Source organism: Bradyrhizobium cajani, from assembly GCF_009759665.1.
GTDB lineage: Bacteria > Pseudomonadota > Alphaproteobacteria > Rhizobiales > Xanthobacteraceae > Bradyrhizobium > Bradyrhizobium cajani.
Genome location: NZ_WQNE01000014.1, coordinates 74,255 through 98,267 on the forward strand (window position 1 = coordinate 74,255; position 24,013 = coordinate 98,267).

General features: G+C 65.0%; 20 protein-coding genes and 1 pseudogene. 10 read left to right on the forward strand and 11 right to left on the reverse strand.

From position 1 onward, the window contains the following. Positions 1-51: 51 nt before the first annotated feature. Positions 52-1,422, reverse strand: a complete 1,371-nt coding sequence (gene ntrX / locus GPL20_RS18330; RefSeq protein WP_157330904.1) for a nitrogen assimilation response regulator NtrX — start codon at positions 1,420-1,422, stop codon at positions 52-54. A gap of 17 nt (positions 1,423-1,439) precedes the next feature. After that, positions 1,440-3,815 (reverse strand): sensor histidine kinase, encoded by a 2,376-nt coding sequence (locus GPL20_RS18335; protein WP_157330905.1) that lies wholly within the window; start codon positions 3,813-3,815, stop codon positions 1,440-1,442. A gap of 48 nt (positions 3,816-3,863) precedes the next feature. On the opposite strand from GPL20_RS18335, the gene GPL20_RS18340 reads away from it, so the two are divergent. After that, positions 3,864-4,148: a histidine kinase gene (locus GPL20_RS18340; protein ID WP_157330906.1), complete on the forward strand. Its 285-nt coding sequence runs from the start codon at positions 3,864-3,866 to the stop codon at positions 4,146-4,148. 191 nt (positions 4,149-4,339) lie between these two features. On the opposite strand, the gene GPL20_RS18345 is transcribed toward GPL20_RS18340, so the two are convergent. The 5 genes and pseudogenes from GPL20_RS18345 to dusB all read right to left on the reverse strand — a co-directional run bounded on the left by GPL20_RS18345 (position 4,340) and on the right by dusB (position 9,801). Then, a complete protein-coding gene (locus GPL20_RS18345; protein WP_157330907.1) occupies positions 4,340-5,104 on the reverse strand; it encodes a hypothetical protein in 765 nt (254 codons plus the stop codon). 409 nt (positions 5,105-5,513) lie between these two features. Continuing rightward, positions 5,514-5,636, reverse strand: a pseudogene (locus GPL20_RS40305) (helix-turn-helix domain-containing protein); the annotation flags it as partial. A 539-nt stretch (positions 5,637-6,175) separates the two neighbouring features. Then, entirely contained in the window at positions 6,176-7,618 is a 1,443-nt protein-coding gene (gene ntrC, locus GPL20_RS18355; RefSeq protein ID WP_157330908.1) for a nitrogen regulation protein NR(I), read from the reverse strand. A gap of 9 nt (positions 7,619-7,627) precedes the next feature. Further along, positions 7,628-8,803 carry a two-component system sensor histidine kinase NtrB gene (locus GPL20_RS18360; RefSeq protein ID WP_157330909.1) on the reverse strand — a complete coding sequence of 392 codons (1,176 nt, stop codon included), beginning with the start codon at positions 8,801-8,803 and terminating at the stop codon, positions 7,628-7,630. Next, entirely contained in the window at positions 8,800-9,801 is a 1,002-nt protein-coding gene (dusB, locus tag GPL20_RS18365) for a tRNA dihydrouridine synthase DusB (RefSeq protein ID WP_205751182.1), read from the reverse strand. The genes GPL20_RS18360 and dusB overlap by 4 nt, the downstream gene beginning before the upstream one ends. 281 nt (positions 9,802-10,082) lie before the next feature. Between dusB and GPL20_RS18370 the strand changes: the two genes are divergently transcribed. Both GPL20_RS18370 and GPL20_RS18375 read left to right on the forward strand, forming a co-directional pair. Further along, positions 10,083-11,264 (forward strand): bifunctional 2-C-methyl-D-erythritol 4-phosphate cytidylyltransferase/2-C-methyl-D-erythritol 2,4-cyclodiphosphate synthase, encoded by a 1,182-nt coding sequence (locus GPL20_RS18370; protein ID WP_157330910.1) that lies wholly within the window; start codon positions 10,083-10,085, stop codon positions 11,262-11,264. A 4-nt stretch (positions 11,265-11,268) separates the two neighbouring features. Then, on the forward strand, positions 11,269-11,877 hold the full coding sequence (locus GPL20_RS18375; RefSeq protein ID WP_157330911.1) for a CinA family protein: 609 nt from the start codon (positions 11,269-11,271) through the stop codon (positions 11,875-11,877). A 6-nt stretch (positions 11,878-11,883) separates the two neighbouring features. Here the strand turns inward: GPL20_RS18375 and GPL20_RS18380 are convergent, their stop codons facing one another. Beyond that, the gene (locus tag GPL20_RS18380) at positions 11,884-12,660 is read right to left on the reverse strand and encodes a mechanosensitive ion channel family protein (RefSeq protein ID WP_157330912.1); all 777 of its coding nucleotides are present in this window, start codon (positions 12,658-12,660) and stop codon (positions 11,884-11,886) included. A gap of 928 nt (positions 12,661-13,588) precedes the next feature. On the opposite strand from GPL20_RS18380, the gene GPL20_RS18385 reads away from it, so the two are divergent. From GPL20_RS18385 to GPL20_RS18405, 6 genes are read left to right on the forward strand one after another with little or no spacing between them, the layout of a single operon-like run. After that, positions 13,589-14,296: a c-type cytochrome gene (locus tag GPL20_RS18385; RefSeq protein ID WP_254125401.1), complete on the forward strand. Its 708-nt coding sequence runs from the start codon at positions 13,589-13,591 to the stop codon at positions 14,294-14,296. A gap of 11 nt (positions 14,297-14,307) precedes the next feature. Then, positions 14,308-15,552 (forward strand): cytochrome c, encoded by a 1,245-nt coding sequence (locus GPL20_RS18390; protein ID WP_167533101.1) that lies wholly within the window; start codon positions 14,308-14,310, stop codon positions 15,550-15,552. Between the two features lie 19 nt (positions 15,553-15,571). After that, positions 15,572-15,748, forward strand: a complete 177-nt coding sequence (locus tag GPL20_RS38890; protein ID WP_167533092.1) for a hypothetical protein — start codon at positions 15,572-15,574, stop codon at positions 15,746-15,748. After that, the gene (locus tag GPL20_RS18395; RefSeq protein ID WP_157330914.1) at positions 15,745-16,308 is read left to right on the forward strand and encodes a cupredoxin domain-containing protein; all 564 of its coding nucleotides are present in this window, start codon (positions 15,745-15,747) and stop codon (positions 16,306-16,308) included. The genes GPL20_RS38890 and GPL20_RS18395 overlap by 4 nt, the downstream gene beginning before the upstream one ends. Beyond that, on the forward strand, positions 16,295-17,917 hold the full coding sequence (locus GPL20_RS18400; protein WP_254125389.1) for a b(o/a)3-type cytochrome-c oxidase subunit 1: 1,623 nt from the start codon (positions 16,295-16,297) through the stop codon (positions 17,915-17,917). Before GPL20_RS18395 ends, GPL20_RS18400 begins: the two co-directional genes overlap by 14 nt. Next, positions 17,917-18,732 carry a c-type cytochrome gene (locus tag GPL20_RS18405; RefSeq protein ID WP_157330915.1) on the forward strand — a complete coding sequence of 272 codons (816 nt, stop codon included), beginning with the start codon at positions 17,917-17,919 and terminating at the stop codon, positions 18,730-18,732. Before GPL20_RS18400 ends, GPL20_RS18405 begins: the two co-directional genes overlap by 1 nt. A 122-nt stretch (positions 18,733-18,854) precedes the next feature. Here GPL20_RS18405 and GPL20_RS18410 read toward each other — a convergent pair whose 3' ends face one another. After that, positions 18,855-19,325, reverse strand: coding sequence for a type II toxin-antitoxin system RatA family toxin (locus GPL20_RS18410; protein WP_157330916.1), 471 nt, complete (start codon positions 19,323-19,325; stop codon positions 18,855-18,857). A gap of 6 nt (positions 19,326-19,331) precedes the next feature. Then, complete coding sequence (lipA, locus tag GPL20_RS18415; protein WP_157330917.1) at positions 19,332-20,288, reverse strand: lipoyl synthase; 957 nt, start codon at positions 20,286-20,288, stop codon at positions 19,332-19,334. Positions 20,289-20,418: 130 nt separating this feature from the next. On the opposite strand from lipA, the gene GPL20_RS18420 reads away from it, so the two are divergent. Beyond that, entirely contained in the window at positions 20,419-21,021 is a 603-nt protein-coding gene (locus tag GPL20_RS18420; RefSeq protein ID WP_157330918.1) for a DNA-3-methyladenine glycosylase, read from the forward strand. A gap of 110 nt (positions 21,022-21,131) precedes the next feature. Here the strand turns inward: GPL20_RS18420 and GPL20_RS18430 are convergent, their stop codons facing one another. Then, a complete protein-coding gene (locus tag GPL20_RS18430) occupies positions 21,132-24,008 on the reverse strand; it encodes a valine--tRNA ligase (RefSeq protein WP_157330919.1) in 2,877 nt (958 codons plus the stop codon). Positions 24,009-24,013: the final 5 nt, after the last annotated feature.

The window sequence follows — 24,013 nt, forward strand, 5'->3', positions numbered from 1 at the left end:
ATCGATGATTTTCCTCGCTTATTGTGAACGTGTGCCCGTCAGGTTGCATCATCATCCGACGCCGAGTGCCTTCAGTTTCCGGTGCAGCGCCGAGCGTTCCATGCCAACAAACTCAGCCGTGCGAGAAATATTTCCTGAAAAACGGCTGATCTGTGCAATCAAATAGTCGCGCTCGAACACTTCGCGCGCTTCGCGCAGCGGCAGGCCCATGATGTGCTCGCCATTGTTGCTGGTGGGCATCGCCGGCACCATGGATCCCACGTCCTGCGGCAACATGTCGGCGGTGATGATCACCTCCGGTCCGCCCGCGGCCAGAATCATGACTCTCTCAACATTGTTGCGAAGCTGGCGCACATTGCCTGGCCAGACGTGCGATTGCAGCACCGCCATCGCGTCCTGCCCGATCTGGCGTCTGGGCAAACCGCTTCCGGCCGAAATCTGCTCCATGAAATAGTCGATCAATTCCGGAATGTCCTCGCGCCGCTCCGACAGTGCCGGCACGCGGATCGGCACCACCGAGAGGCGATGATAGAGATCCTCCCGGAAATGACCGGCCGCGATCTCCTCTTCGAGGTTGCGCGCCGTGGAGGAGATGATGCGCACGTCGACCTGCACCTTGGCGGTGCCGCCGACGCGCTGGAACGATTGCTCGACCAGCACGCGCAGGATCTTGTTCTGGGTCTCGCGCGGCATATCCGCGATCTCGTCGATGAACAGCGTGCCGCCATGGGCTTCCTCGAGCGCGCCGGGCTTGCGCGGCTGCTCGCCATTGGACTGCTCGACGCCGAACAGCTCGTGCTCCATGCGCTCGGGCGTGATCGCAGCCGCGTTGATGACGACGAAGGGACCATCGGCGCGGCCCGAGGCCGTATGCAGCGTGCGTGCGGTCAGCTCCTTGCCGGCGCCGGCGGGGCCGACGATCAGGATGCGGCTGTTGGCCTTCGCCGCGCGCTCGATGGTCTGGCGCAGCTGGTTCATGCTGGGCGAGCGGCCGACGAGCTGGCTGGCGCTCGGCGCGAGCTGCTTCAGCTCCTTGACCTCGCGCTTGAGCCGCGAGTTCTCCAGCGCCCTGGTCGCGACGAGGATCAGACGGTCGGCCTTGAACGGCTTCTCGATGAAGTCGTAGGCGCCGCGCTTGATCGCGGCGACCGCGGTCTCGATGTTGCCGTGGCCGGAGATCATCACGACCGGCAGATCGGCGTTGTCCTTCTTGACCTGCTCCAGCAGCTGCAAGCCGTCGAGCTTGGAGCCCTGGAGCCAGATGTCAAGGAACACCAGGTGCGGTCTGCGGTTCGCGATCTCGGCGAGGGCCGAGTCGCTGTCGCGCGCGGTTCGGGTGACGAACCCTTCGTCTTCGAGGATGCCTGCAACGAGATCCCGAATATCGGCCTCATCATCGACAATCAGAATTTCACTTGCCATGGGTCGCGCCTGTCTTGTCAGCTGCCTGTTGAGGCTTCGATTTTCGTTGAATCATTGGTCTTTTCAGCCGGCTCTTTGGTTTCGGCCGCCGGCTCTTTTGTTTCCTGGTCCCTGGCCGGGTCGCTTGCCGCTTCCTTTGCTGCCGGCGCCGGCTCGACCGCCTCGGCCTTCGCGGCCTGGCCGGAGATCGCAAAGCGCATCCGCATCCAGGCGCCGCGCTGGCCTTCGCGGAAGTCGGAGGCGTCCTTCAACTCGATGCGTCCGCCATGGTCTTCCAGCACGCGGCCGACGATCGCAAGGCCAAGGCCGGTGCCCTTGGCGCGTGTCGTGACGTACGGCTCGAGCAGCCGCGAGCGCGCGACCTTGGGCAGGCCTATGCCGTTGTCGACGACGTCGATCAGCACGTCCTCGCCCTCGCGCGACACCACGACATCGATGCGCCCCTTGCCGAGCTCCTCCGGCGGGACCTGCTCGATTGCCTCGGTGGCGTTCTTGACGATGTTGGTGACCGCCTGCGAGATCAGCCGACGGTCGAACTGGGCGCGGAGCGGATCACTCTTGAACTCGGCCTCGATATCGATCTCGGGATGGGCGACCTTCATCAGGAACACCGCCTGCCGCACGGTATCGGCGACGTCCTCGCCCTCCATCACCGGCTTCGGCATCCGCGCGAAGCGCGAGAATTCGTCGACCATGCGCCTGATATCGTCGACCTGGCGCACGATGGTGTCGGTGCACTGGTCGAAGATCGACTTGTCCTTCTCTTCCGTGATGGTCCTGCCGAACTTGCGGCGGATGCGCTCGGCCGAGAGCTGGATCGGCGTCAGCGGGTTCTTGATCTCGTGGGCGATGCGGCGCGCCACGTCGCCCCAGGCCGAGGTGCGCTGCGCCGACACCAGCTCGGTGATGTCGTCGAGCGTGATGATGTAGCTGTCGCGCGGCTGGCTGGTCTTCTCGGCGCTGACGCGGACCGACAGATTGCGTTCGGTGCCGTCGCGCGTGATCGTGATCTGCCCCTGCACCAGGCGCTGGGTGCCCTCCCGCGCCGCCTTCATCATCTCGTCGAGTTCGGGCAGCACGTCGGAGAGCGGATGGCCGAGCGTCTCCGCCTCGGAATGCCCGATCAGCTTCTCGGCGGAACGGTTGAGGATGCCGACGCTGCCGGAGGCATCGACGCCGATGATGCCGGCGCTCGCAGAGGACAGCACGGCCTCGATGAAGCGTCGGCGGCTGTCGATGAGCTCGCTGGCGTTGACGAGCTCGTCGCGCTGGCTGCGCAATTCCTGCGTCATCTTGTTGAAGGTCTCACCCAACTGGGCGAGGTCGCCTTCCGACTGATGCACCGGCACTTTCACATGGAGGTCGCCGGTCGAGACCGTATGGGCCGCATTCATCAGCCGCCGGATCGGCGCCACCAGTGAATTGGCGAAGTTGAGCCCGATCAGCACCGAGGCCATCAGGATGGTCAGCGCAATCACCGCGAACATCAGCGCGAAGGCGACCTGGATGCCGAGCCGGCGCGACTCGATCTGGGCGTATTCGGCGACGCTGACCTCGGTCTGCTTGAGCTGGTTGACAACGTTCGGATCAAGCGGCCGCGCGACGTAGAGGAATGTGTCGTTGAAGGCGCGCAGGCGGATCACCGCAGCGACGAAGCTGGCGTCCGGCAGCACCGCGATCTCGGGCTCGGATTCGTTGACGTTGCTGAGGAAGTCCGGCGCCGGCGGGGAATAGGCGAGCCGCATGCCGGTATCGGCGGATTCCAGGATGTTGGTGTTCTTGTCGATGAGCATCGCGCCCGGCAAATTGCGCGAGCCCGCGCTGGCCGTCAGCATCTCGCGGAACGAGCGGCGATCCTGGTCGTAGAGCGGCCGGGCATGGGCGATATCGTTGGCCATGCCGAGAATGTCGCCGCGGATCAGTTGCGCATGGTCCTGCATGTAGGCCCGCGCGATCGTGAGCGAGTTCTGGATCACTTCCTTGGTCGGCCCCGAGAACAGCCGGTCGAGGCCGCGCTCGATGGTGACGTTGGCGACCACGGCGACCAGCACGGCCGGCAGCACCGCCACGATCGAGAACAGGCTGACGATCTGGACATGGAGGCGCGCGGCGGCCCTGCCCCGCCGCCGCGCCAGGATCAGCTGCCAGAGCTCGCGGACGATGATCCCGACCAGGAGCAGGATCGTCGCCGCATTGATCAGATACAACGAGCGGACCACTTCCGGCGTCGGATCGATGCCCGTCAGCCCGGTCAGGACCAGGAAGGTCAGGAGGGCCGACAGCAGCGCCAGCGCCACGGCAAAGGGTGCCAGCCAGCGGCGCAGCGACCAGCGCCGCGGCTCTTCCGCTGGGGCCGTGTCAAAGGATGCGGCCGAGGTGTCTGCGCTGGTCATTCCGGCAATGGGGTGCTGAAAAAACGGGTCCGCGGTGGGCGGATACTGATGTATTCGTACCACATTGTTGCCGAATTGCGACAATTCCGCGGCGCCCTCACCGCTACGGACCGGGGCATCCACAGGCCAGTCGTCTGGCAGACCTGGTTTGTGGGAACGGATTTCCCTCCCCGCGGCTTGTCCGCGATGGATAGGTTCTTTCTCGCAGTGATGGTGTCGGCCGTGCTGCTGCTGATCGTGGCCGCCGACCTTCTGGTCAACGGCCCCGGCTTGCAGGAGCCGCCGTCGAACTTCGCCAGCGCCATGCCCACATCAGGCCGGCTGGTCAGATAGGCGTGACACTGTGCCCTGCGGACGTACAACGAATTCGTGTGCTCCACGGAACATTTCGGTCCGATTCGGACTTCTGCTCTCCGCGCCAGCCACAACGGCCAGCGCGATCCGGACAGGCTCAGCTCCGCTTTGGTAGGGGGAGCTGAGCCACCGTCCGTTTGCGCGAACGACTTTGCCCGCGCCATCGCGGCTCACCTCTTGGTGCGGTCGTCTATTTCGGGGGGACCTGAAAGAAGTTCAAAGTTTGGGGCCGCGGAGCTTGATCCTGTCGGCGACCAAAAGACGCGGCCTTGAGACGTTTGCTTGAAGTCGGGCCGACGCTTCCACGCGAAGAACAGTTTTGCGTCGCCTCCGGGGCCGTACAGGCGGTGTACAGAAGGTCGATAAGTATGAGGTTGCGAGCTGATAAAGTCGAAGTCGAAGCGCTGAGCATCGAGCACGAACATGAAGCTAAAAAAGGCGAGGTTGATATGAATTCCAACAACCGCGCCCAAAGCTGGGTTGTTGTGAAGCGTGTGCTGTAAGCCATGCTCATTTGGACGAATGTTGGCCAAGACGTACATGCCGGCCCCCTCTTCCAGCTCCCCTCGTTCGATCACCGCGCGCACTTTGCTATAGTTGAGAGAATAGTCGAGTTTCACTCCTGCGCGTCGATTCAGCCCAGCGGCATGTGTCCCCGCGAGAACCTTCGCACTCCAAGCTTCAAGACGCGGACCGTCCATAAAAACCCAGCGGCTAGCTAAGGCAGCGCCGAAACGTCTTTTTGAAATGTACTGAGTAGCGGGCAGCAACCGCTCCAGCATCTTTCCAGCTCTATGATCGAGCGGCGAAAGAGCTTCATTATGCCTCTTGCAAAGGACTCGGGAACCTTGCGCTTCAACCGGCACAATCACGTCCACAGTTGGATCGGCGCCCGGGAAACCTCGAACCGCCACGCGGTCGCCAAGTTTCCTCATGACGGTTTGAGAGACGATATGCTCGCGAGTGAGAGGCCCACCACAATTTTGTGTAAAGCTGAGATAGCACCCCTCGCGTGAGTAACCGGTCGGATCACCTGCGGGAGAACAATCAAATCGCTTTGAGCGCGGACTACCGTCAATGCCCCTGCAACAAGCAGAGTAAAGTTCGCCACTCTGGCAAGGACACGCCGGCCCCGACCAAGGCAATTTGACCTTGAACTTCGACATGTGGAGCAAGGTAGTAGTTCGCGCAACCCAAGTCGACTGGGCGCGCTCACGAATGCTGTAGGAGGGCACTCTTCAAAGCCGCCGAGCGGGCCGCAGATGGCGGACGGGCCAGCGCGATCCCGACAGGCTCAGCTCCGCTGTGGTAGGGGAGTTGAGCCACAGTCCCGGACAACCGGTCCCCGCTCCGATAGACTTGGATATCGAGATCCCGGATCTTCTTCCGCAACGTATTGCGGTTGAGGCCGAGCAGCGTCGCGGCTCGAATCTGGTTGCCGCGGGTGGCGGCGGACGCGGCCGTGAGCGGCCGCACCAATCTCCTTCAAGAAGAAGCAGACTAGCACAAGTTGGCACCAACCGCGTCGCTCCCGGCATAGACCATTGGATACGACCCCAAAGTTCTGTATAGAAAGCTTGGCAGGTTTGGTTTCGGTTTGCGACCGCCAAAGCCGCCGCGATGGTCTGCGAGCCGCAGATCGCCTGATCGACGGGACTCAAGCGCGCCGCTTGGGGCGTTCGAACGCCATAACCCTCAATCAGACAGGAGGACAGCTATGTCCGACTACGGCGATATTCTGCGTGCTCGAATTGCGGCTAAGCAATGCCAACTTCAACGGATGCAATCATCGCCCGCTTTAGTTCCAATCGGGGGCTCGGTTGATGCGCCCTCGATTGTCGAGCGAGAGCTACGCCGACACCTCGCCGTGCTTGAGCGGTTGTTGGCCGAGACAGGCTCTTAGCTCAACAAGCCGTTTGAAAGGGCCAATCTGAGCTCACCGGAAGGCGAACCCGGAATCCCAAGATTCTGGGTTCGATCCTAATTTAGTGCAGCTCGCACGGTGCTTAGCCCCCGCTCCGATACACTTGGATGTCGAGATCCCGGATCTTCTTCCGCAGCGTGTTGCGGTTGAGGCCGAGCAGGTCGGCGGCGCGGATCTGGTTGCCGCGGGTGGCCGCGAGCGCGGCCGTGAGCAGCGGCACCTCGATCTCCTTGAGGATGCGGTGATAGAGGCCGGGCGGCGGCATGCCGTTCGGAAAGCCCTGGAAGTGCGAGGACAGGTAGGCCTCCACCGCGCCGCCGAGATTGTCGACGCCCTGCTGGACCGCTGCGCCCGGGCTGACCGAGGGCGGTGCCAGCTCGCCGTCGATGACCGAGGACGTGATCACGTCCTGCGGATAGAGCGCGGCAAGGCGCCGGGCGAGGTTTTCGAGCTCGCGCACGTTACCGGGCCAGCGGTGCTGCTTGAGCCGCTCCAGCGCCAGCGCATCCAGCTTCTTCGGCGGCAGGCCGTCCTTCTCGGCCAGCGTGAAGAAGTGCCGTACCAGATCGGGCAGGTCCTCGATGCGCTCGCGCAAGGGCGGCAGCCGCAGCGGCACGACGTTGAGGCGGAAGAACAGGTCTTCGCGGAACAGGCCCTGCTGGATCAGGACGCGCAGATCCTTGTTGGAGGCCGCGACGATCCGCACGTCGGTCTTGATCGGGGTGCGGCCGCCGACGGTGGTGTATTCGCCCTGCTGGAGCACGCGCAACAGGCGGGTCTGCGCCTCCATCGGCATGTCGCCGATCTCGTCCAGGAATAGCGTGCCGCCCTCGGCCTGCTCGAACCGGCCGGAAGCGCGGGTGTTGGCACCGGTGAAGGCGCCGCGCTCATGGCCGAACAGCTCGGACTCGATGAGATCGCGCGGGATCGCCGCCATGTTGACGGCGACGAACGGGCCGTTGCGGCGCTTGCCGTAATCGTGCAGCGCGCGCGCCACCAGCTCCTTGCCGGTGCCGGACTCGCCCGTGATCATCACGGTGAGGTCGGTCTGCATCAGACGCGCCAGCACGCGGTAGATTTCCTGCATCGCCGGCGAGCGGCCGACCAGCGGGATCGCCTCCATCTCGGCGTCCTCGTCCGGCGTCGAGACCCGCTCCTTCGGCTCGGCGAGCGCGCGGCCGACGATGGCGATCAGCTCCTTCAGGTCGAAGGGTTTTGGCAGATATTCATAGGCCCCGCGTTCGGAGGCGCGGATCGCCGTCATGAAGGTGTTCTGCGCGCTCATGACGATGACGGGCAGATTCGGCCGCATCTTCTTGATCCGCGGCAACAGGTCGAAGGCGTTCTCGTCGGGCATCACCACGTCGGTGATGACGAGATCGCCCTCCCCCTGGCTGACCCAGCGCCACAGCGTTGCGGCATTGCCGGTGAGCCTGACTTCATAGCCGGCGCGGGAAAGTGCCTGATTCAGAACCGTGCGGATGGCGGTGTCGTCATCAGCTACGAGAATGCTACCTGCGGGCATCGTTGATCCTCATTTTGCCCCCTGTGACGCAGACGACGGCTTCCCGGCAGAGCCGTCGCGACTGCTTTGATCGGCATGTTTGACCGATGTGGAATACATCGGCATCAGCACGCGGAAGGTGGTCTTGCGCGGCTGAGATTCGCATTCGATGATGCCCCCGTGATCGCCGACGATCTTGGCGACCAGCGCGAGACCCAGGCCGGAGCCGGTCTGCTTGGTGGTCACGAAGGGATCGAAAAGGTTGGGCAGAAGATCGTCCGGCACGCCTGGTCCGTTGTCTCTCACGCAGAATTCAAGTGGCAGGGATACCCGGGATTTTTGACCGGGGACTGACAGGCGCACGCCGGGGCGGAATGCGGTGGTGAGCTGGATCTCGGCGTCGGGGACGTCGATCAGGGCTTCGGCGGCATTCTTTACGAGGTTGAGGAACACCTGGATCAGCTGGTCCTGGTTCGCCAGCACCGGGGGCAGCGAGGGATCGTAGTCCTCGACGAAGCGGATGTTGCGGGCAAATCCCGACTGCGCCAGCCGTTTGACGTGATCCAGCACCGAATGGATGTTGACGGGACCGCGTACGACCGGGCGCTCGTCGCCGAACACCTCCATGCGGTCGACCAGCGTCACGATGCGGTCGGCCTCGTCGCAGATCAGGCGCGTCAGCATGCGGTCCTCGGAAGAGGCCTGCTGCTCCAGCAGCTGGGCCGCGCCGCGGATGCCGGACAGCGGGTTCTTGATCTCATGCGCCAGCATCGCGGCGAGCGCGATCACCGAGCGCGCGGCGCTGCGATGGGTGAGCTGGCGGTCCATCTTGTCGGCGATGGTGCGCTCCTGAAGCATCACCACGATATGGCCGGGCCGCTCGGTCAGCGGAGCGACATGCAGATCGACCTGGCGATCGCCGCCCATGCGCGGGGTGCCGAGGTCGACCTTGTATTCGTTGACCGGCGAGTTCGACGAGCGCACCTGGTCGATTAGCGCCAGCAAGGGGCTGCCGAACGGCACCAGCTCCTTCAGCGACTGCCGCTTCAGGAACTGCGTCGAGATCTCGAAGAAAGCCTCCGTCGCGATATTGGCGGCGACGATTTTTCCGTCCGGCCCGATCATGAGAACGGGGTTCGGCAAGGCATCCAGGATCGCGTCGCTGTCGGACGGAAGCGGCCGACGATGTTCAGCGGCTGAGCTCATGCAGCAGCGCTCCATGCGAAGTCGTCGAAGGCATCTTGCAGTGACTGGTCGACGCGGCGCGGATCCTCCGCGGTGAGGATGGTCTGGCGCCAGGCTTTCAGCTTCTCGGCCGGCGCGCGGCTCACATCGGCGGCGACGTCGAGCGCCCAGCCCAGATGTTTGCGGGCATGCCTGAGGCCGATGCGCAGGCCATAGAGCGCGCACACACCCTGATAGAGCGTGCGGACGTAATGCAGCTGCGTTTCGAGCGAGGGGGTGGCTTCCGCCGCCCCGCCGTTCAGGCGGCGGCCGATCTGGCCGGGCAGCCAGGGGCGCCCTTGCGCCCCGCGGCCGATCATCACGGCATCGGCGCCGGAGGCGTCGAGTGCCGCGAGCGCCTTCTCGTAAGTGGTGATGTCGCCATTGACGACGAGCGGAATGGAGATGGCCTCGCGCACGGCGCGGATCGCATCCCAATCGGCCTCGCCCTTGTAGAACTGGCAGCGGGTGCGGCCATGCACGGTGACGAGCTTGATGCCCGACGCTTCCGCGCGCCGCGCCAGCTCCGGCGCGTTGCGGGTGCGATCGTCCCAGCCGAGCCGCATCTTCAGCGTCACCGGCACTTTCACCGCCGCGATCGTCGCCTCGATCAGGCTGACCGCATGGTCGAGATCGCGCATCAAGGCCGAACCGGACTGGCCGCCGGTGACGTGGCGGGCCGGACAGCCCATGTTGATGTCGATGATGTCGGCGCCCTCGGCTTCGGCGATCCGGGCGCCTTCAGCCATCCAGTGCGTCTCGCAGCCGGCAAGCTGGACCACGTGCGGACCAATGCCGGTCGCTTCGCAACGCAAACGCGACATCCGGTGGCCGTTGGCGAGCTCGTCGCTGGCGGTCATTTCGGACACGACCAGACCGGCCCCGAGCTCGGCGGCCAGCCGCCGCACGGGCGAGTCAGTCACCCCCGACATCGGCGCCAGGAAGACCGGGGCGGCGACATCAATATCGCCTATTTTCAACGGCTTATAGCCTGATCTTGCCGAGCCGGTCACAGTGGTCTCGTTGACTAGGCAGGGCCTCATCGCGCCTGCCATGACCTATCTTGCGCACAATTCTTGTGCAGTCAAGCGTCATGCCTACACTTTAGACAGTTCTGCAGATCTTTCAAGTGCAGTGCAGCAAAATGCTGTTTCCCACAATCCGGGGAAACCCCCTTTTTTTGCGGGCCTGCCGTGCTAGAGGCATGCCGGCACTTCACCCCACTCCCGACTCTTTCATCGCAACTGAGTATTTGAGTCCTATGGCGAAATCACAGCGCACCGCAGTCGTTCTCGTCGCAGCCGGTCGCGGCTTGCGCGCCGGTGCCGGCGGGCCGAAGCAATATCGCTCGATCGGCGGTGTGCCCGTGATCTATCGCGCCATGGAGGCTTTCAGCCGTCACCCCGACGTGTCGGCGGTGCAGCCGGTGGTGAACCCCGACGACGGCGCCATGTTCACGGCAGCGGTCACAGGGCTCGCGCACGAGCCGCCGGCCAATGGCGGCGCAACGCGCCAGGCTTCGGTACTGGCCGGCCTGGAGGCACTCGCAAAGCACAAGCCCGACATCGTCCTGATCCACGACGCCGCGCGTCCCTTCGTCTCGGAAGGCGTGATCTCGCGCGCGATCGAGGCGGCGAGCCGCACCGGCGCTGCGATTCCCGTCGTTCCCGTCACCGACACCATCAAGCTCACCGGCGAGAGCGGCCATGTCGAGGACACGCCGGACCGGGCGCGGCTGCGAATTGCGCAGACGCCGCAATCCTTTCGTTTCGACGTCATCCTCGAGGCGCATCGTCGCGCGGCAAAGGACGGGCGCAGCGATTTCACCGACGATGCCGCGATTGCCGAATGGGCGGGATTGACGGTTGCAACCTTTGAAGGCGATGTTGCCAATATGAAGCTCACCACTCCCGAAGACTTCGTGCGCGAGGAAGCGCGCCTTGCCAGCCTGCTCGGCGATATCAGGACCGGCACGGGCTACGACGTGCACGCCTTCGGCGAAGGCGACCACGTCATGATCTGCGGCGTACGCGTGCCGCATACGAAGGGCTTCCTGGCTCATTCGGACGGCGACGTCGGCCTGCATGCGCTGGTCGACGCCATCCTCGGCGCGCTGGCCGACGGCGACATCGGCTCGCACTTCCCGCCCAGCGACGCCAAGTGGAAGGGCGCTTCCTCCGATCAGTTCCTGAAATACGCGATCGACCGCGTTACGCAGCGTGGCGGTCGCGTCGCCAATCTCGAAGTCACGCTGATCTGCGAGCGGCCCAAGATCGGCCCGCTGCGCGACACCATGCGCGCGCGCATCGCCGAGATTTCGGGTGTCGACATCTCCCGCGTCGCGGTGAAGGCGACGACCAGCGAGCGGCTCGGCTTCACCGGCCGCGAGGAAGGCATCGCGGCGACCGCGAGCGCCACCATCCGCCTCCCCTGGAGCGCGTAAGGCCATGGGCGGCAGCGACGCACGCGCCCTCTCCCGCTCGCTGCTCGATTTGTGCCGGATGCGGAAGCTGACGATCGCGACCGCCGAGTCCTGCACCGGCGGCCTCGTCGCCGGCGCGCTGACAGACATCCCCGGATCGTCCGACGTGATCGACCGCGGCTTCGTCACCTATTCCAACGATGCCAAGCGCGCGATGCTCGGGGTCGAGGCAAGCACGCTCACCAATTTCGGCGCGGTCAGCAAGGAGACCGCAACCGCGATGGCGATCGGCGCGCTGGAGCGTGCCGATGTCGATCTCGCGGTCGCCATCACCGGCATTGCCGGCCCCGGCGGTGCCACGCCCGGCAAGCCGGTCGGCCTCGTGCATTTCGCGGCGGCCGCGCGCGACGGCCGCATCATCCACCGCGAGCACCGGTTTGGTGCCATCGGCCGCAGCGCCGTGCGTCAGCGCTCGGTGGTCGAGGCGCTGCGCATGCTGATGGATCTCGCCCGCGGCCCGCAGGTCGCGGCCAAACCGCAGCGCGCCGCCGCAAGCCGCCTGCGCCCGCGCGTCACCCGCTCGCCGCGACGTCACGCGGTGAAGCGAAGGCCGCCGCGGTCGCCGCGAGGCTGAAGCGCCTCAAGCCGCTGCGAGCAGCGCGCTCGCGTGATCGAGCACGCGTTGCCTGACCGCATCGGCATCGGACGGCCTCACCTTCGCGCTCACGGTCAATTCCACCACGGGCGCTGCGGGATCGGCAGCGATCACCTTCGACACATTGACCGTCGGCGCGGCGCGATCGTCGATGCGGGGATCGTCGCGCAGCTCTCTCAGGATCTGGTCGGCCAGCGCATTGGCCGCGCCTGCCCTGACTGGAAACGTCACCTTGACCTCGCCCGTGCCGGGATAGGCGCTGTGATTGATGATGGCCGCGCCCCACACCTGTCCGTTCGGCAAGAGTATCTGCGTGTTGTCGGGCGCGACCAACTCGGTCATGAACAGCGACAGCGACCTGACCTTCCCCGCCTTGCCGGCGACCTCGACATCATCGCCGATGTGAAATGGTCGGAACAACAGCAGCATCACGCCGGCGGCGAGATTGGAGAGCGTTCCCTGAAGCGCGAGACCGATGGCCAGTGATGTCGCGCCCAGCACCGCGACAAGGCTCGCGGTCTGGATGCCGAACAGCTGAAGCACGGCGATTCCGACCACGGCGAGCACGGCATAGCGAACGAGGCTCGCGACGAACAAGGTCACCAGGGCATCGACGCGGTGCGTGACGCTCAACACGCGCGTGACGAAACGCTGCATTGCGCCGGACAAATACCAACCGACCGCGAGCAGCAGGATCGCGTAGACCGCGTTCAGCCCGTATAGGACGAGCGATGCTTTCAACGTGTCGAAATTGATGGTCATGGCGGCTCCGGCCCGGACAATCCGGAGAGAACTCGCGGCCGCGCAAAATGATCCCGTCGAAGGCAGGTCCGTAGCCCGGATGGAGCGAAGCGCAATCCGGGACCTTCTGAATTCGCGGAGATGCCCCCGGATTACGCTTCGCTCCATCCGGGCTACAAGGCCTTGCGTTGCCCGACGGGCAAAACACGCCAAAGCTCGGTCAATCGCGACCGGTGGAAATATTCGTCTTTACAGAAATTCGGAATCGGCGCATTCTCCCGTCACCTCATCCCTGTCAGAGGGGCGTATCGCGATCGTCACGAAACGCGGGATGAGCCGCGGTGGACGCTGGCAGCACCGGCGCGAGAGGCATCGCAGGGCGGGTAACCGTGAGCGCGTGCCGCGCGCCTACGACGGGTGCGGTGCTGGCGTACGGCAAAACCGTGTCGTCCTGACGCCCGGGGTCTGTGCGTCAAGTCTTGCGGTGATGTGGCGGCCCGACCGGGCACGTACATCAGCCATCTGCAAGGCGACGGGGGCAATAGTGCATCGCTCCCCGGGGAGAACTCGGCATAAGCCGTCAAACCACTGCGCAGGGAAGGCCGGATGTTTGGCTTCACCTGTATGCCGCTGTGCAAATTCTTGTAGCCACCTTTCGCACAGTGGACCGTGGGTGCCCGGCCGGCACCCGGTCTTCCCTGCGCCCTCTGACTCCTGAGGGCGACACGACGATGTAAAACTCGGGCGAGACGGTCGCGAGATCGCGGCGTCACGTCTGCTTTTCAAAAACCACGCAAATTTTGTCGAAATCGATCGGGATCGGAAATCTGCAGCCGCGACCAAACGTCGTCGCCCCTTTCCCATCTTGCGTGCGACCATATTGGCGCAATAATGCCGCTCTACGTTGTGATCAGGAATCAACTTGGTCCGCTTCCTGGAGGGCGACGGCGTGTTCGCTCGCTACCTTGCTCTGGCAGTCGCCATTGCCACCTTGGCCGCCTTTGATGATGCGGCAGCGCAAACGCCCAACCAGCCGCCGGACACGATGGCGGCGCGGGTGGAGGCATGCACGCCCTGCCACGGCAACAGGGGCGAAGGCACCAGCGACGTCTATTTCCCGCGCCTTGCCGGCAAGCCGGCCGGCTATCTCTACAACCAGCTCCTCGCCTTCCGCAGCGGCCGGCGCAAATATCCGCCGATGAACTATCTGCTGGAGTTTCTGCCCGATCCGTATCTGGAGGCGATGGCGGAGTATTTTGCCAGCGAGCATCCGCCGCTGCCGCCGTCCGCGCCGAGCGAAGTCAGCAAGGACGTGCTCGCGCACGGCGAGCTGCTCGCGACCAGCGGCGATGCCGGCCGCAACATTCCGGCCTGCGTGAGCTGCCACGGCCCGGGGCTCACGGGCATGCAGCCTGGCATTCCCGGCCTGCTGGGCCTGCGTGCCAATTACATCAGTGCGCAGCTCGGCGCCTGGCGTTATGGCACCCGCACGGCGAAATCGCCCGACTGCATGCAGCTCGTCGCCGGTCATCTGACCGAAGCCGACGTCACCGCCGTTGCGGCCTGGCTCGCGACGCGGCCGGCGCCTGCAAATCCGGCCCCCGTGCCGAAAGGCACCTACGCGCTGCCCTTCGGCTGCGGCAGCCAGCCCAACTGACGAGGCGGATGATGGGCTCGAAACTGTCGATCATGCTCCTCACCCTCGCCGCGCTCACCACGGCGGCGCAGGCGCAGGACAAGGACAAGACCAGCGACATCATCGCCCGCGGCGAATATCTCGCCCGCGCCGGCGACTGCACCGCCTGTCACACCGCACCGGAAGGCCGCCTGTTCGCCGGCGGCCGCGCCATGCCGACCCCGTTCGGCACGCTCTACACCTCCAACATCACGCCGGATCCCGACACCGGGATCGGCAAATGGAGTGCGGACGATTTCTACAAGACCATGCACAGCGGCCGCTTCCCCGACGGCGGACTGATCTATCCGGCGATGCCGTTTGCGTCCTACACCAAGGTTACGCGCGCCGACAGCGACGCGATCTTCGCCTATCTGCGCTCGATCCCGCCGGTGAACCAGAAGAACAAACCGCACGACCTGCGCTTCCCCTACGACAACCGCCAGCTCATTCTCGGCTGGCGCACGCTGTTCTTCCGCGAGGGCGAGTTCAAGCCCGACCCGACCAAGTCGGCGGAATGGAATCGTGGCGCCTATCTGGTCGAAGGCCTCGGCCATTGCAGCATGTGCCATTCGCCGATCAACGCGCTCGGGGGCACCGCGCAATCGGACGCCTTCAAGGGCGGCCTGATTCCGATGCAGAACTGGTACGCCCCGTCGCTGACCTCCAATCGCGAGGCCGGTCTCGGCGACTGGAGCATCAAGGACATCACCGATCTGCTCCAGACCGGCGTTTCGGCGCGCGGTGTCGTCTACGGTCCGATGGCCGAGGTCGTGCACAACAGCCTGCAATATCTGAGCGATGAGGACACCAGGGCGATGGCGGTGTACCTCAAAGGCATTTCGGAGCCCTCGCCTCCGCCGCCGGCGAGTTCGACGTTGCCGACCACCGAGAGCAGCCTGCTGATCAGCCTCGGCAAGACCGTCTATGACAAGAACTGCGCGAGCTGTCATGGCCTGCAGGGCGAAGGCAAGCCGCCGCACTGGCCGCCGCTGGCCAACAACCAGTCGATCGAAATGCAGTCGGCGGTCAATCCGATCCGCATGGTGCTCAATGGCGGCTATCCGCCGGGCACCAAGGGCAATCCGATGCCGTACGGCATGCCGCCGTTCGCGGGCCTCCTCTCCGACAACGAGGTGGCCGCCGTGGTCTCCTACATCCGCACCGCCTGGGGCAATCGCGGCACGCCGGTCTCGGCGCGCGAGGCCAACGAGCTGCGCTCCGCGCCGCTGAACTGAGAGACGCCAGAGATCCGTCATGATCAATTCCGATCCGCCGACCAGCCCAGCCGTAGCCGACCAGGCCGTCGAGGAGGTCGTCGCGCAAGGCCCGTCCGGCGCGATCGTGCTCGCCGGGATCGCCACGGCCTGCGTCGTCGCGATGTGGCTCGCCTTCTATCTGTTCGTCTTCCTGCCGCGCGGATCGCTGCAATGACCGCGGAGGAAAGCCATCACAGCGCCGAAGTCGCCGCCCGCGTCGAGCGGCGCTGGGCCACCATCGCGGTGATCATCATCGTGATGATGGCACTGCTGGCGGCATTCGCGGGCATCCATCGCGCGACGATGCCGCAGCCGCGCGTCGAGACCACGGATCCGTCCCGGCTGCATCTGTCCGGCGAGTTCGTCGAGAGCAATCTCGGCAGCGTGCTGGAGGCCAATGGCAATGTGACGGTGCGCGCGATCGGCCAGCAATATTCCTTCACCCCGGCCTGCATCGTGGTGCCGGTCGATACGCCGATCACGCTGCGCGCCACCAGCGCCGACGTCGTGCACGGCATCCTGGTTCAGGGCACCAATATCAACACCATGCTGGTGCCGGGCTACGTCTCCGAGCAGCTCATGCGCTTTACCAGAACCGGCGACTATCTGATGCCCTGCCAGGAGTTTTGCAGCTTCGGCCACGAGGGCATGTGGGGCAAGGTCAGGGTCATCGACAAGACCGAATTCGCTGATCGCGCGAAGGGCGGCGGGAGGTTGAGCTGTGTTGGCCAATAGGAAGCTCATCCTCGCCCATTTCTGGCTGGCCTTCGCCGTGTTCGGCGTCGCGCTCACGCTCGGCGCCTGGCAGATGTTCATCCGCAGCCCGATCGGCACCTGGCTGTCCAATCCGGAGCTCTACTACCGCTCGCTGACCGCGCATGGCACGGTGATGGGCTACGTCTTCCCGACCCTGGTCGCGATGGCTTTTGGTTACGCCATCAGCGAGTCGGCGCTGGAGCAGCGCCTCGTCGGCGTGCGCTGGGCCTGGACCGGATTCTGGCTGATCGTCATCGGCAGCATCATGGCGGTGATCCCGATCGCGCTGGGGCGCGCCTCGGTGCTCTATACCTTCTATCCGCCGCTGATCGGCAATGTGTTCTACTACCTCGGCGTCGTGCTGGTCGTGGTCGGATCCTGGATCTGGGTCGCGCTGATGTCGATCAATCTGCACGTCTGGCGAAAGGCTCATCCCGGCGCGGCGGTACCGCTCGCCATGTACGCCAATGTCGCGGGGTCATACCTGTGGGCCTGGACCGCGCTCGGTGCCGCGCTCGAGCTCTTGTTGCAGATCATCCCGGTCGCAGCGGGGCTGAAGGCCACGATCGACGCGGGTCTTGCCCGCGTGTTCTTCTCCTGGACGCTGCACGCCATCGTCTATTTCTGGCTGATGCCGACCTACATCGCCTATTACACCATCGTGCCGCGCGCGATCGGCGGCCGCGTCTATTCCGACAGCATGGCGCGGATCTCCTTCATCCTGTTCCTGGTGGTGGCGATGCCGATCGGCATGCACCACACTTTCGGCGACCCGCAGGTCGGCGCCGGCTTCAAGTTCATCCATTCGGCCTTCACGGCGCTGGTGGCGCTGCCGACGCTGCTGACCGTCTTCACGATCTGCGCCTCGGTCGAGATCGCGGCGCGCCTGCGCGGCGGCCGTGGCCTGTTCGGCTGGATGAGGGCGCTGCCCTGGGACAATCCGATGATGCTGGCGCTCGCCTTCTCCTTCATCATGCTCGGTTTCGGCGGCGCCGGTGGGCTCATCAACATGAGCTATCAGCTCGATGCGTCCATTCACAACACGCAATGGATCACCGGCCATTTCCACCTGATCTTCGGCGGCGCCATCGTCATCATGTATTTTGCGATCGCCTATGATCTGTGGCCGCATCTGACGGGGCGCGAGCTGATCGACCTCCGCATGATCCGCACCCAGCTCTGGCTGTGGTTCGTCGGCATGATGGTCACGACGTTCCCCTGGCACTGGGTCGGTATTCTCGGCATGCCCCGCCGCATGGCCTATTTCGACTTTGGCGATCCCGCCATCGCGCCGCAGGCGCTTTCGGTCACTCTCTCCGCAATCGGCGGCTTCATTCTCCTGACCTCCGGAATCCTGTTCCTGGTCATCCTGGCCCGCGGCATGCGCACGCCGCAGGCCGACGCCGGTCCCTACCGCTTCGCGCTGGCCGTGCATCAGCAGGCGACCGTGCCGCTCGCGCTCAACACGCACGCGCTGTGGGTGGCGCTGATGATCGCGCTCACCCTCACCAATTACGGCTATCCGATCCTGACGCTGGCCCTGACCGAAGGCACCTCGGTGCCGGCCGTCTTTGTGGGAGCGCAGTGATGAGCGCGCGCGACCTCTTCACGTTCCACAACCGGCATTTCAGGAGCGGCGTCGGCATCACTGCCGCGATCCTGATCGTGACGGCAATTGCCGGCTTCATCGTGCTGCCTTTCGCCCAGCCCTGGGTTCAGTTCGCCAATGTCTGGGATGCGATCTGCAGCGCCGCGGGCGTGCCGCAGCGCGCGGCGAACGTCGCAGCACCTGAGCAGACCAGGCGCCTCTCCGAGGTCGTGCTGACCTCGCATACGCTCTCGCGCCCGAGCCAGGAGGCGATCGGCCGCGGTGCCACGCTGGCGCAGCGTTGCGCGATCTGCCACGGCCCGACCGGCATCAGCCGCGCGGATTCGCCCAATCTCGCCGGCCAGTATGCCGCCGTGATCTACAAGGAGCTGCACGATTTCCGCTCCGGCGCGCGCACCAATGCGGTGATGTCGCCGTTCGCGGTCAACCTGACCGACCAGGAAATCGCCGATCTCTCCAATTATTACGCCTATCTGCCGCGGCTTCCGGCCTATCACCCGACGCCGCAATTGCCGAAACCCAACATCGTGATCTACGGCGCGCCGATGCGGGGCATCGCGCCCTGCGGATCCTGCCATGGCGCCCTCGACAACAAAACCGGTAGTCCGTGGCTCGAGGGACAGTCGGAAGCCTATATGAAGGCCCAGCTCCAGGCCTTCGCCTCCGGCGAGCGGCGCAACGACATCAGCCAGCAGATGCGCAACATCGCGCGCGCGATGACGCCGCAGGAGATCGAGCAGGCCGCCGCCTACTACGCCTCGCAGCCGCCGGATGTCGTGAAGGCGGTGGATTGAGCGGCTTCGTCATTGCCAGCGCAGCGAAGCAATCCAGAGTCTTTCCGCAGAGGGATTCTGGATTGCTTCGTCGCAAGGGCTCCTCGCAATGACGACGGAGGGAGCGTGCCCAGCCACAAAGCCTACGACGACGCCAGCTTCGGCCGCCCGTAGATCACGTCCGCGCGCTTTTCGAACGCGGCGGAAAACCGCGCGAATGCGGCGTCGAACATCGAGCCCATCAGCATCGCCAGCATGCGGCTCTTGAACTCATAGGAGAGGAAGAAGCCGACATCGCAGACGCCCTCGCCCTTCGGCTCGAAGGTCCAGCGGTTTTCCAGGCTGCTGAACGGACCCCTCAGATACTCGACGAGGATTTTCAGGTTGGCCCGGTCGAGCGTCACGCGGCTGGTGAAGGATTCCTTGATCAGCTTGAACGACACCGTCATGTCGGCGACCAGAACCTCGGTGCCGTCCGGCTTCGTCATGCGCTGGCGCACCTTCAGAGCGCTGCACAGCGGCACGAACTCGGGATAGCGCTCGACGTCGGCGACGAGATCAAACATCTCGGACGCGCTGTGATTGACGCGATGCTTGCTCGAAACTCGATGCATAAGAGCTCAGCGCGCCATCGCAGCCCGCGCTGCCTTCAGTCTCGAGAAATCCTCGCCGGCATGGTGCGACGAGCGGGTCAGCGGGCTTGCCGACACCATCAGGAAGCCCTTGGTGTAGGCGACCTTATCGTAGGAGGCGAACTCGTCGGGCGGCACGAAACGCATCACGGCGTGGTGCTTGCGGGTCGGCTGGAGATATTGCCCGATGGTAAGGAAGTCGACGTCGGCGGAGCGCAGGTCGTCCATCACCTGGAGCACCTCGTGGCGCTCCTCGCCGAGGCCGACCATGATCCCGGATTTGGTGAAGATGGTGGGATCGAGTTCCTTGACCCGCTGCAACAGCCGGATCGAATGGAAGTAGCGCGCGCCGGGCCGCACCGTCAGATAGCGTGACGGCACGGTCTCGAGATTGTGGTTGAACACGTCGGGCTTGGCCGCGACGACGACGTCCAGCGCCCCTTCCTTGCGCAGGAAGTCCGGCGTCAGGATCTCGATCGTCGTCGACGGGCACGCGGCGCGGATCGCGCGGATCGTCTCTGCGAAATGCTCGGCGCCGCCGTCGGCGAGGTCGTCGCGATCGACCGAGGTGATGACGACGTGGGCGAGGCCGAGCTTGGCGGTTGCCTCCGCGACGTGCTGCGGCTCGGACGCATCCAGCGCATTGGGCAGCCCGGTCTTGACGTTGCAGAACGCGCAGGCACGGGTGCAGGTGTCACCCATGATCATGAAGGTCGCGTGTTTCTTGTCCCAGCACTCGCCGATATTCGGGCAGCCCGCCTCCTCGCACACCGTGTGCAGGCCGTTCGCCCGCACGATGTTGCGGGTGTCGGCATAGCCGCGGGTGTTGGGCGCGCGCACGCGAATCCAGTCCGGCTTCGGCGGCGAAGCGGAATCGGGCCGGTTCACCTTTTCGGGGTGGCGTGGGCGCAGCGGGTTCGAGATGGTATCGACAATAACGACCATTGGGTGTCCGGTCTGTTCAGGTCCTACCTAGTCGGTCTGGCTGCCCGCTGCAACCCGGCTCGCACCGCTTCAGGGAACATGGCAGATATGGGCAATATCCTGCTCTGTTCTCAAGCGATTCTCACCTCGAATGGCTCCAAGATCGAATGCCTCTCCACCGCGGCTCGGCAAGCCGTTGAAGCGGGCCTTTTTCGGCCGCAGCGTGCACGAGGTCGCGCCCGACCTGATCGGCGCAACCCTCCTCGTCGACGACGTCGGCGGGATCATTGTCGAGGTCGAGGCCTATCACCATACCGACCCGGCGGCGCATTCCTATCGCGGGCCGACTCCGCGGAACCAGGTGATGTTCGGCCCGCCCGGATTTGCCTATGTCTACCGCTCCTACGGCATCCACTGGTGCGTCAACTTCGTCTGCGAGGAGGAAGGCTCGGCCAGCGCCGTGCTGATCCGCGCGCTGGAGCCGACGCACGGGATCGCCGCGATGCGCCGGCGCCGCCATCTCCAGGACGTGCATGCGCTGTGCTCGGGCCCGGGCAAGCTGACCGAGGCGCTCGGCATCGCCATCGCCCACAACGCCCTGCCCCTCGACCGCGCGCCGATCGCGCTGCATGCGCGGACGGAGGATTTGGAGGTGGCGAGCGGCATCCGGATCGGTATCACCAAGGCCGTCGAGTTGCCCTGGCGCTATGGCGTCAGGGGCTCGAAATTCCTGAGCAAGCCGTTTCCAAGGTAGTTGTCATTCCGGGGCGGCTCGCAGAGCCGAACCCGGAATCTCGAGATTCCCCGAAGCGCAATTGCGCTCGGAGGTCTGGTCCTTCGGACCATCCCGGAATGACGACGGCATCACGACGCCTGCTTGAGCCGCTCCAGCGCGTCGAGCAGCTTGGCCTTGCGCGCCAGCGCGGCCTCGCGCTTTTCACGCTCCTCCTCGACGACCTCCTCGGCCGCGTTGGCGACGAATTTCTCGTTCGCCAGCTTGGACTCGGCGCGCTTGATGTCGGCCTCGGCCTTCGCGATCTCCTTGTCGAGGCGCGTGCGCTCGGCGGCGACGTCGATCACGCCCTTGAGCGGCAGCGCGGCCACCTCGCCGCGCACCAGCAGCTGGACCGCACCGTCGGGCGCACGGTCAGCGAAGGACATGTCCGACAGCCGTGCCATGCGCTTGATGACATCAGTCCAGCGCGGCGCGCGCTCCCGGGTCTCGGCCGAGGCGCCGGCGAGCACCAGCGCCGTCAGCGTTGCCGGCGGGATGTTCATCTCGGCGCGCACCGAGCGGATCTGGGTGACGAGGTCGATCACCCAGCCGATCTCGGCTTCCGCCGCAGGGTCCGTAAAGTCGGCATGATCGAAGATCGGCATGATCAACGCCGGCGAGATCAGGGGATCGGTCGGCCCAGTCGTTGCCGCGAGCATCGCGAGCTGCTCCGGCGTCGGCGCGGCCGGCTTCAGCGGCCAAGAGGCCAGTGCGAGCAGACCATCGCGCTTGGCCGTCACCTCCCACAGCTCTTCGGTGATGAAGGGCATGAAGGGGTGCAGCAGCTTCAGGATCTCGTCGCGCGCCCAGGCGACCATGGCGCGGGTCTCGTCCTTGGCCGGGCTGTCCGGACCGAGCAGCACGGGCTTGGCGAGCTCGACATACCAGTCGCAATAGACGTTCCAGACGAAGCGGTAGATGCTGCCTGCGGCATCGTTGAAGCGATAGGCTTCGATCGCCTCGGTCACCTCGCGCGTGGTGTGCGCGCTCTCATGCGCGATCCAGCGGTTCAGCGTCTCCTTGGCCTTCGCCGGCTCGAAACCGGCGGGCACGGCGCAGTGGTTCATCTCCGCGAAGCGGGACGCATTCCAGAGTTTCGTCGCGAAATTGCGGTAGCCCTCGACGCGGCTGGTGGCGAGCTTGATGTCGCGCCCCTGCGCCGCCATCGCGGCCAGTGTGAAGCGCAGCGCGTCCGCACCGTATTCGTCGATCAGGTGGAGGGGATCGATGACGTTGCCCTTCGACTTCGACATCTTGGCGCCCTTCTCGTCGCGGACGAGGGCGTGGATGTAGATGGTCGAGAACGGCACCTCCTTCATGAAGTGCAGGCCCATCATCATCATGCGGGCGACCCAGAAGAAGATGATGTCGAAGCCGGTCACCAGCGCGTTGGTCGGGTAGTAGCGCTGCACCTCGGGCGCGTCTTCGGGCCAGCCGAGCGTCGAGAACGGCCACAGCGCCGAGGAGAACCAGGTGTCGAGCACGTCCTCGTCACGCGTGATGAAGCCTTCGCGCTTGTTGCGGTCGAGCGCCATCTCGCGGCCCTGCTCGACCGTGATCACCTCTTGCTCGACGTAATAGCCAAGCGCGTGGCTGACGGCCTCCTCCTCGGTCTCGGCGACGAACACCTTGCCGTCCGGACCGTACCAGGCCGGGATCTGATGACCCCACCAGAGCTGGCGCGAGATGCACCAGGGCTGGATGTTCTCCATCCAGTCGAAATAGGTCTTGTCCCAATTCTTCGGCACGAAGGTGGTTTCGCCCGAGCGCACCGCTGCGATCGCCGGCTTGGCCAGAGTCTTGGCGTCGACGTACCACTGGTCGGTGAGATAGGGCTCGATCACGCTGTTGGAACGGTCGCCGTGCGGCACCATGTGGGTGTGCGGCTCGATCCGCTCGACGAAGCCGAACGATTCCAGCCGCTCGACGATGCGCTTGCGCGCGGCGAAGCGGTCGACCTTATGGAACTCCTCGGCGAATTGCGATGCGCCCTCGGGGAGGTCGCGCAGGTAATCCTCGTTGTCGAGGAGATCGAGACAGCCTTCCCTGTCAAGCACGCTGATGCGGCGCAAGCCGTGGCGATTGCCGACCTCGAAGTCGTTGAAGTCGTGCGCCGGCGTCACCTTCACCGCGCCCGAGCCCTTCTCCGGATCGGAATACTCGTCGGCGACGATCTGCACCTTGCGGCCGACCAGCGGCAGGATCACGTTCGTGCCGACCAGCTTCTGATAGCGCTCGTCCTCGGGATGCACGGCAACGCCGGTGTCGCCGAGCATGGTCTCGGGGCGCGTGGTGGCGACGACGATGAAGCTCGAGGGATCGTCGGGGCTGAAATTCTTGCCCTCGATCGGATAGCGCAGATACCAGAGGCTGCCCTTGACCTCGGTCTGCTGCACTTCGAGATCGGAGATTGCGGTCAGCAGCTTGGTGTCCCAGTTCACCAGCCGCTTGTCCTTGTAGATCAGGCCGTCACGGTGCAGCTCGACGAACACCTTGATGACGGCCTTCGAGAGGCCCTCGTCCATGGTGAAGCGTTCGCGCGACCAGTCGCAGGACGCCCCGAGGCGCTTGAGCTGGTTGATGATGGTGTCGCCGCTCTCGGCCTTCCACTCCCAGACCCGCTCGAGAAACTTCTCGCGGCCCATCTCGCGACGGCCGGGCTGCTGGCGCTCCATCAGCTGCCGCTCGACCACCATCTGGGTGGCGATGCCGGCATGGTCGGTACCGGGCTGCCACAGCACGTCGCGGCCGCGCATGCGCTCGAAGCGGCACAGGATGTCCTGGAGCGTGTTGTTGAGGGCGTGGCCCATGTGCAGCGAGCCCGTCACGTTCGGCGGCGGGATCACGATGGTAAAGGGCGCGGCATCGCGGCGGTCGGGGCGGCCGGCCTTGAAGGCAAGGCTGTCCTCCCACACCACGGACATGCGGGTTTCGATATCGGCCGGCTGGTAATTTTTCTCGATCATGGGGC

Coding starts and splice junctions, on each gene's coding strand:
- lipA (WP_157330917.1), bottom strand. CDS start 20,288: ATGGTCGTTATTGTCGATACCATCTCGAACCCGCTGCGCCCACGCCAC.
- GPL20_RS18420 (WP_157330918.1), top strand. CDS start 20,419: ATGGCTCCAAGATCGAATGCCTCTCCACCGCGGCTCGGCAAGCCGTTG.
- GPL20_RS18405 (WP_157330915.1), top strand. CDS start 17,917: ATGAGCGCGCGCGACCTCTTCACGTTCCACAACCGGCATTTCAGGAGC.
- GPL20_RS18375 (WP_157330911.1), top strand. CDS start 11,269: ATGGGCGGCAGCGACGCACGCGCCCTCTCCCGCTCGCTGCTCGATTTG.
- ntrC (WP_157330908.1), bottom strand. CDS start 7,618: ATGCCCGCAGGTAGCATTCTCGTAGCTGATGACGACACCGCCATCCGC.
- GPL20_RS18360 (WP_157330909.1), bottom strand. CDS start 8,803: ATGAGCTCAGCCGCTGAACATCGTCGGCCGCTTCCGTCCGACAGCGAC.
- GPL20_RS18335 (WP_157330905.1), bottom strand. CDS start 3,815: ATGACCAGCGCAGACACCTCGGCCGCATCCTTTGACACGGCCCCAGCG.
- GPL20_RS38890 (WP_167533092.1), top strand. CDS start 15,572: ATGATCAATTCCGATCCGCCGACCAGCCCAGCCGTAGCCGACCAGGCC.
- GPL20_RS18370 (WP_157330910.1), top strand. CDS start 10,083: ATGGCGAAATCACAGCGCACCGCAGTCGTTCTCGTCGCAGCCGGTCGC.
- GPL20_RS18345 (WP_157330907.1), bottom strand. CDS start 5,104: ATGAGGAAACTTGGCGACCGCGTGGCGGTTCGAGGTTTCCCGGGCGCC.
- GPL20_RS18395 (WP_157330914.1), top strand. CDS start 15,745: ATGACCGCGGAGGAAAGCCATCACAGCGCCGAAGTCGCCGCCCGCGTC.
- GPL20_RS18390 (WP_167533101.1), top strand. CDS start 14,308: ATGGGCTCGAAACTGTCGATCATGCTCCTCACCCTCGCCGCGCTCACC.
- GPL20_RS18430 (WP_157330919.1), bottom strand. CDS start 24,008: ATGATCGAGAAAAATTACCAGCCGGCCGATATCGAAACCCGCATGTCC.
- GPL20_RS18380 (WP_157330912.1), bottom strand. CDS start 12,660: ATGACCATCAATTTCGACACGTTGAAAGCATCGCTCGTCCTATACGGG.
- GPL20_RS18340 (WP_157330906.1), top strand. CDS start 3,864: ATGTATTCGTACCACATTGTTGCCGAATTGCGACAATTCCGCGGCGCC.
- ntrX (WP_157330904.1), bottom strand. CDS start 1,422: ATGGCAAGTGAAATTCTGATTGTCGATGATGAGGCCGATATTCGGGAT.
- GPL20_RS18410 (WP_157330916.1), bottom strand. CDS start 19,325: ATGCATCGAGTTTCGAGCAAGCATCGCGTCAATCACAGCGCGTCCGAG.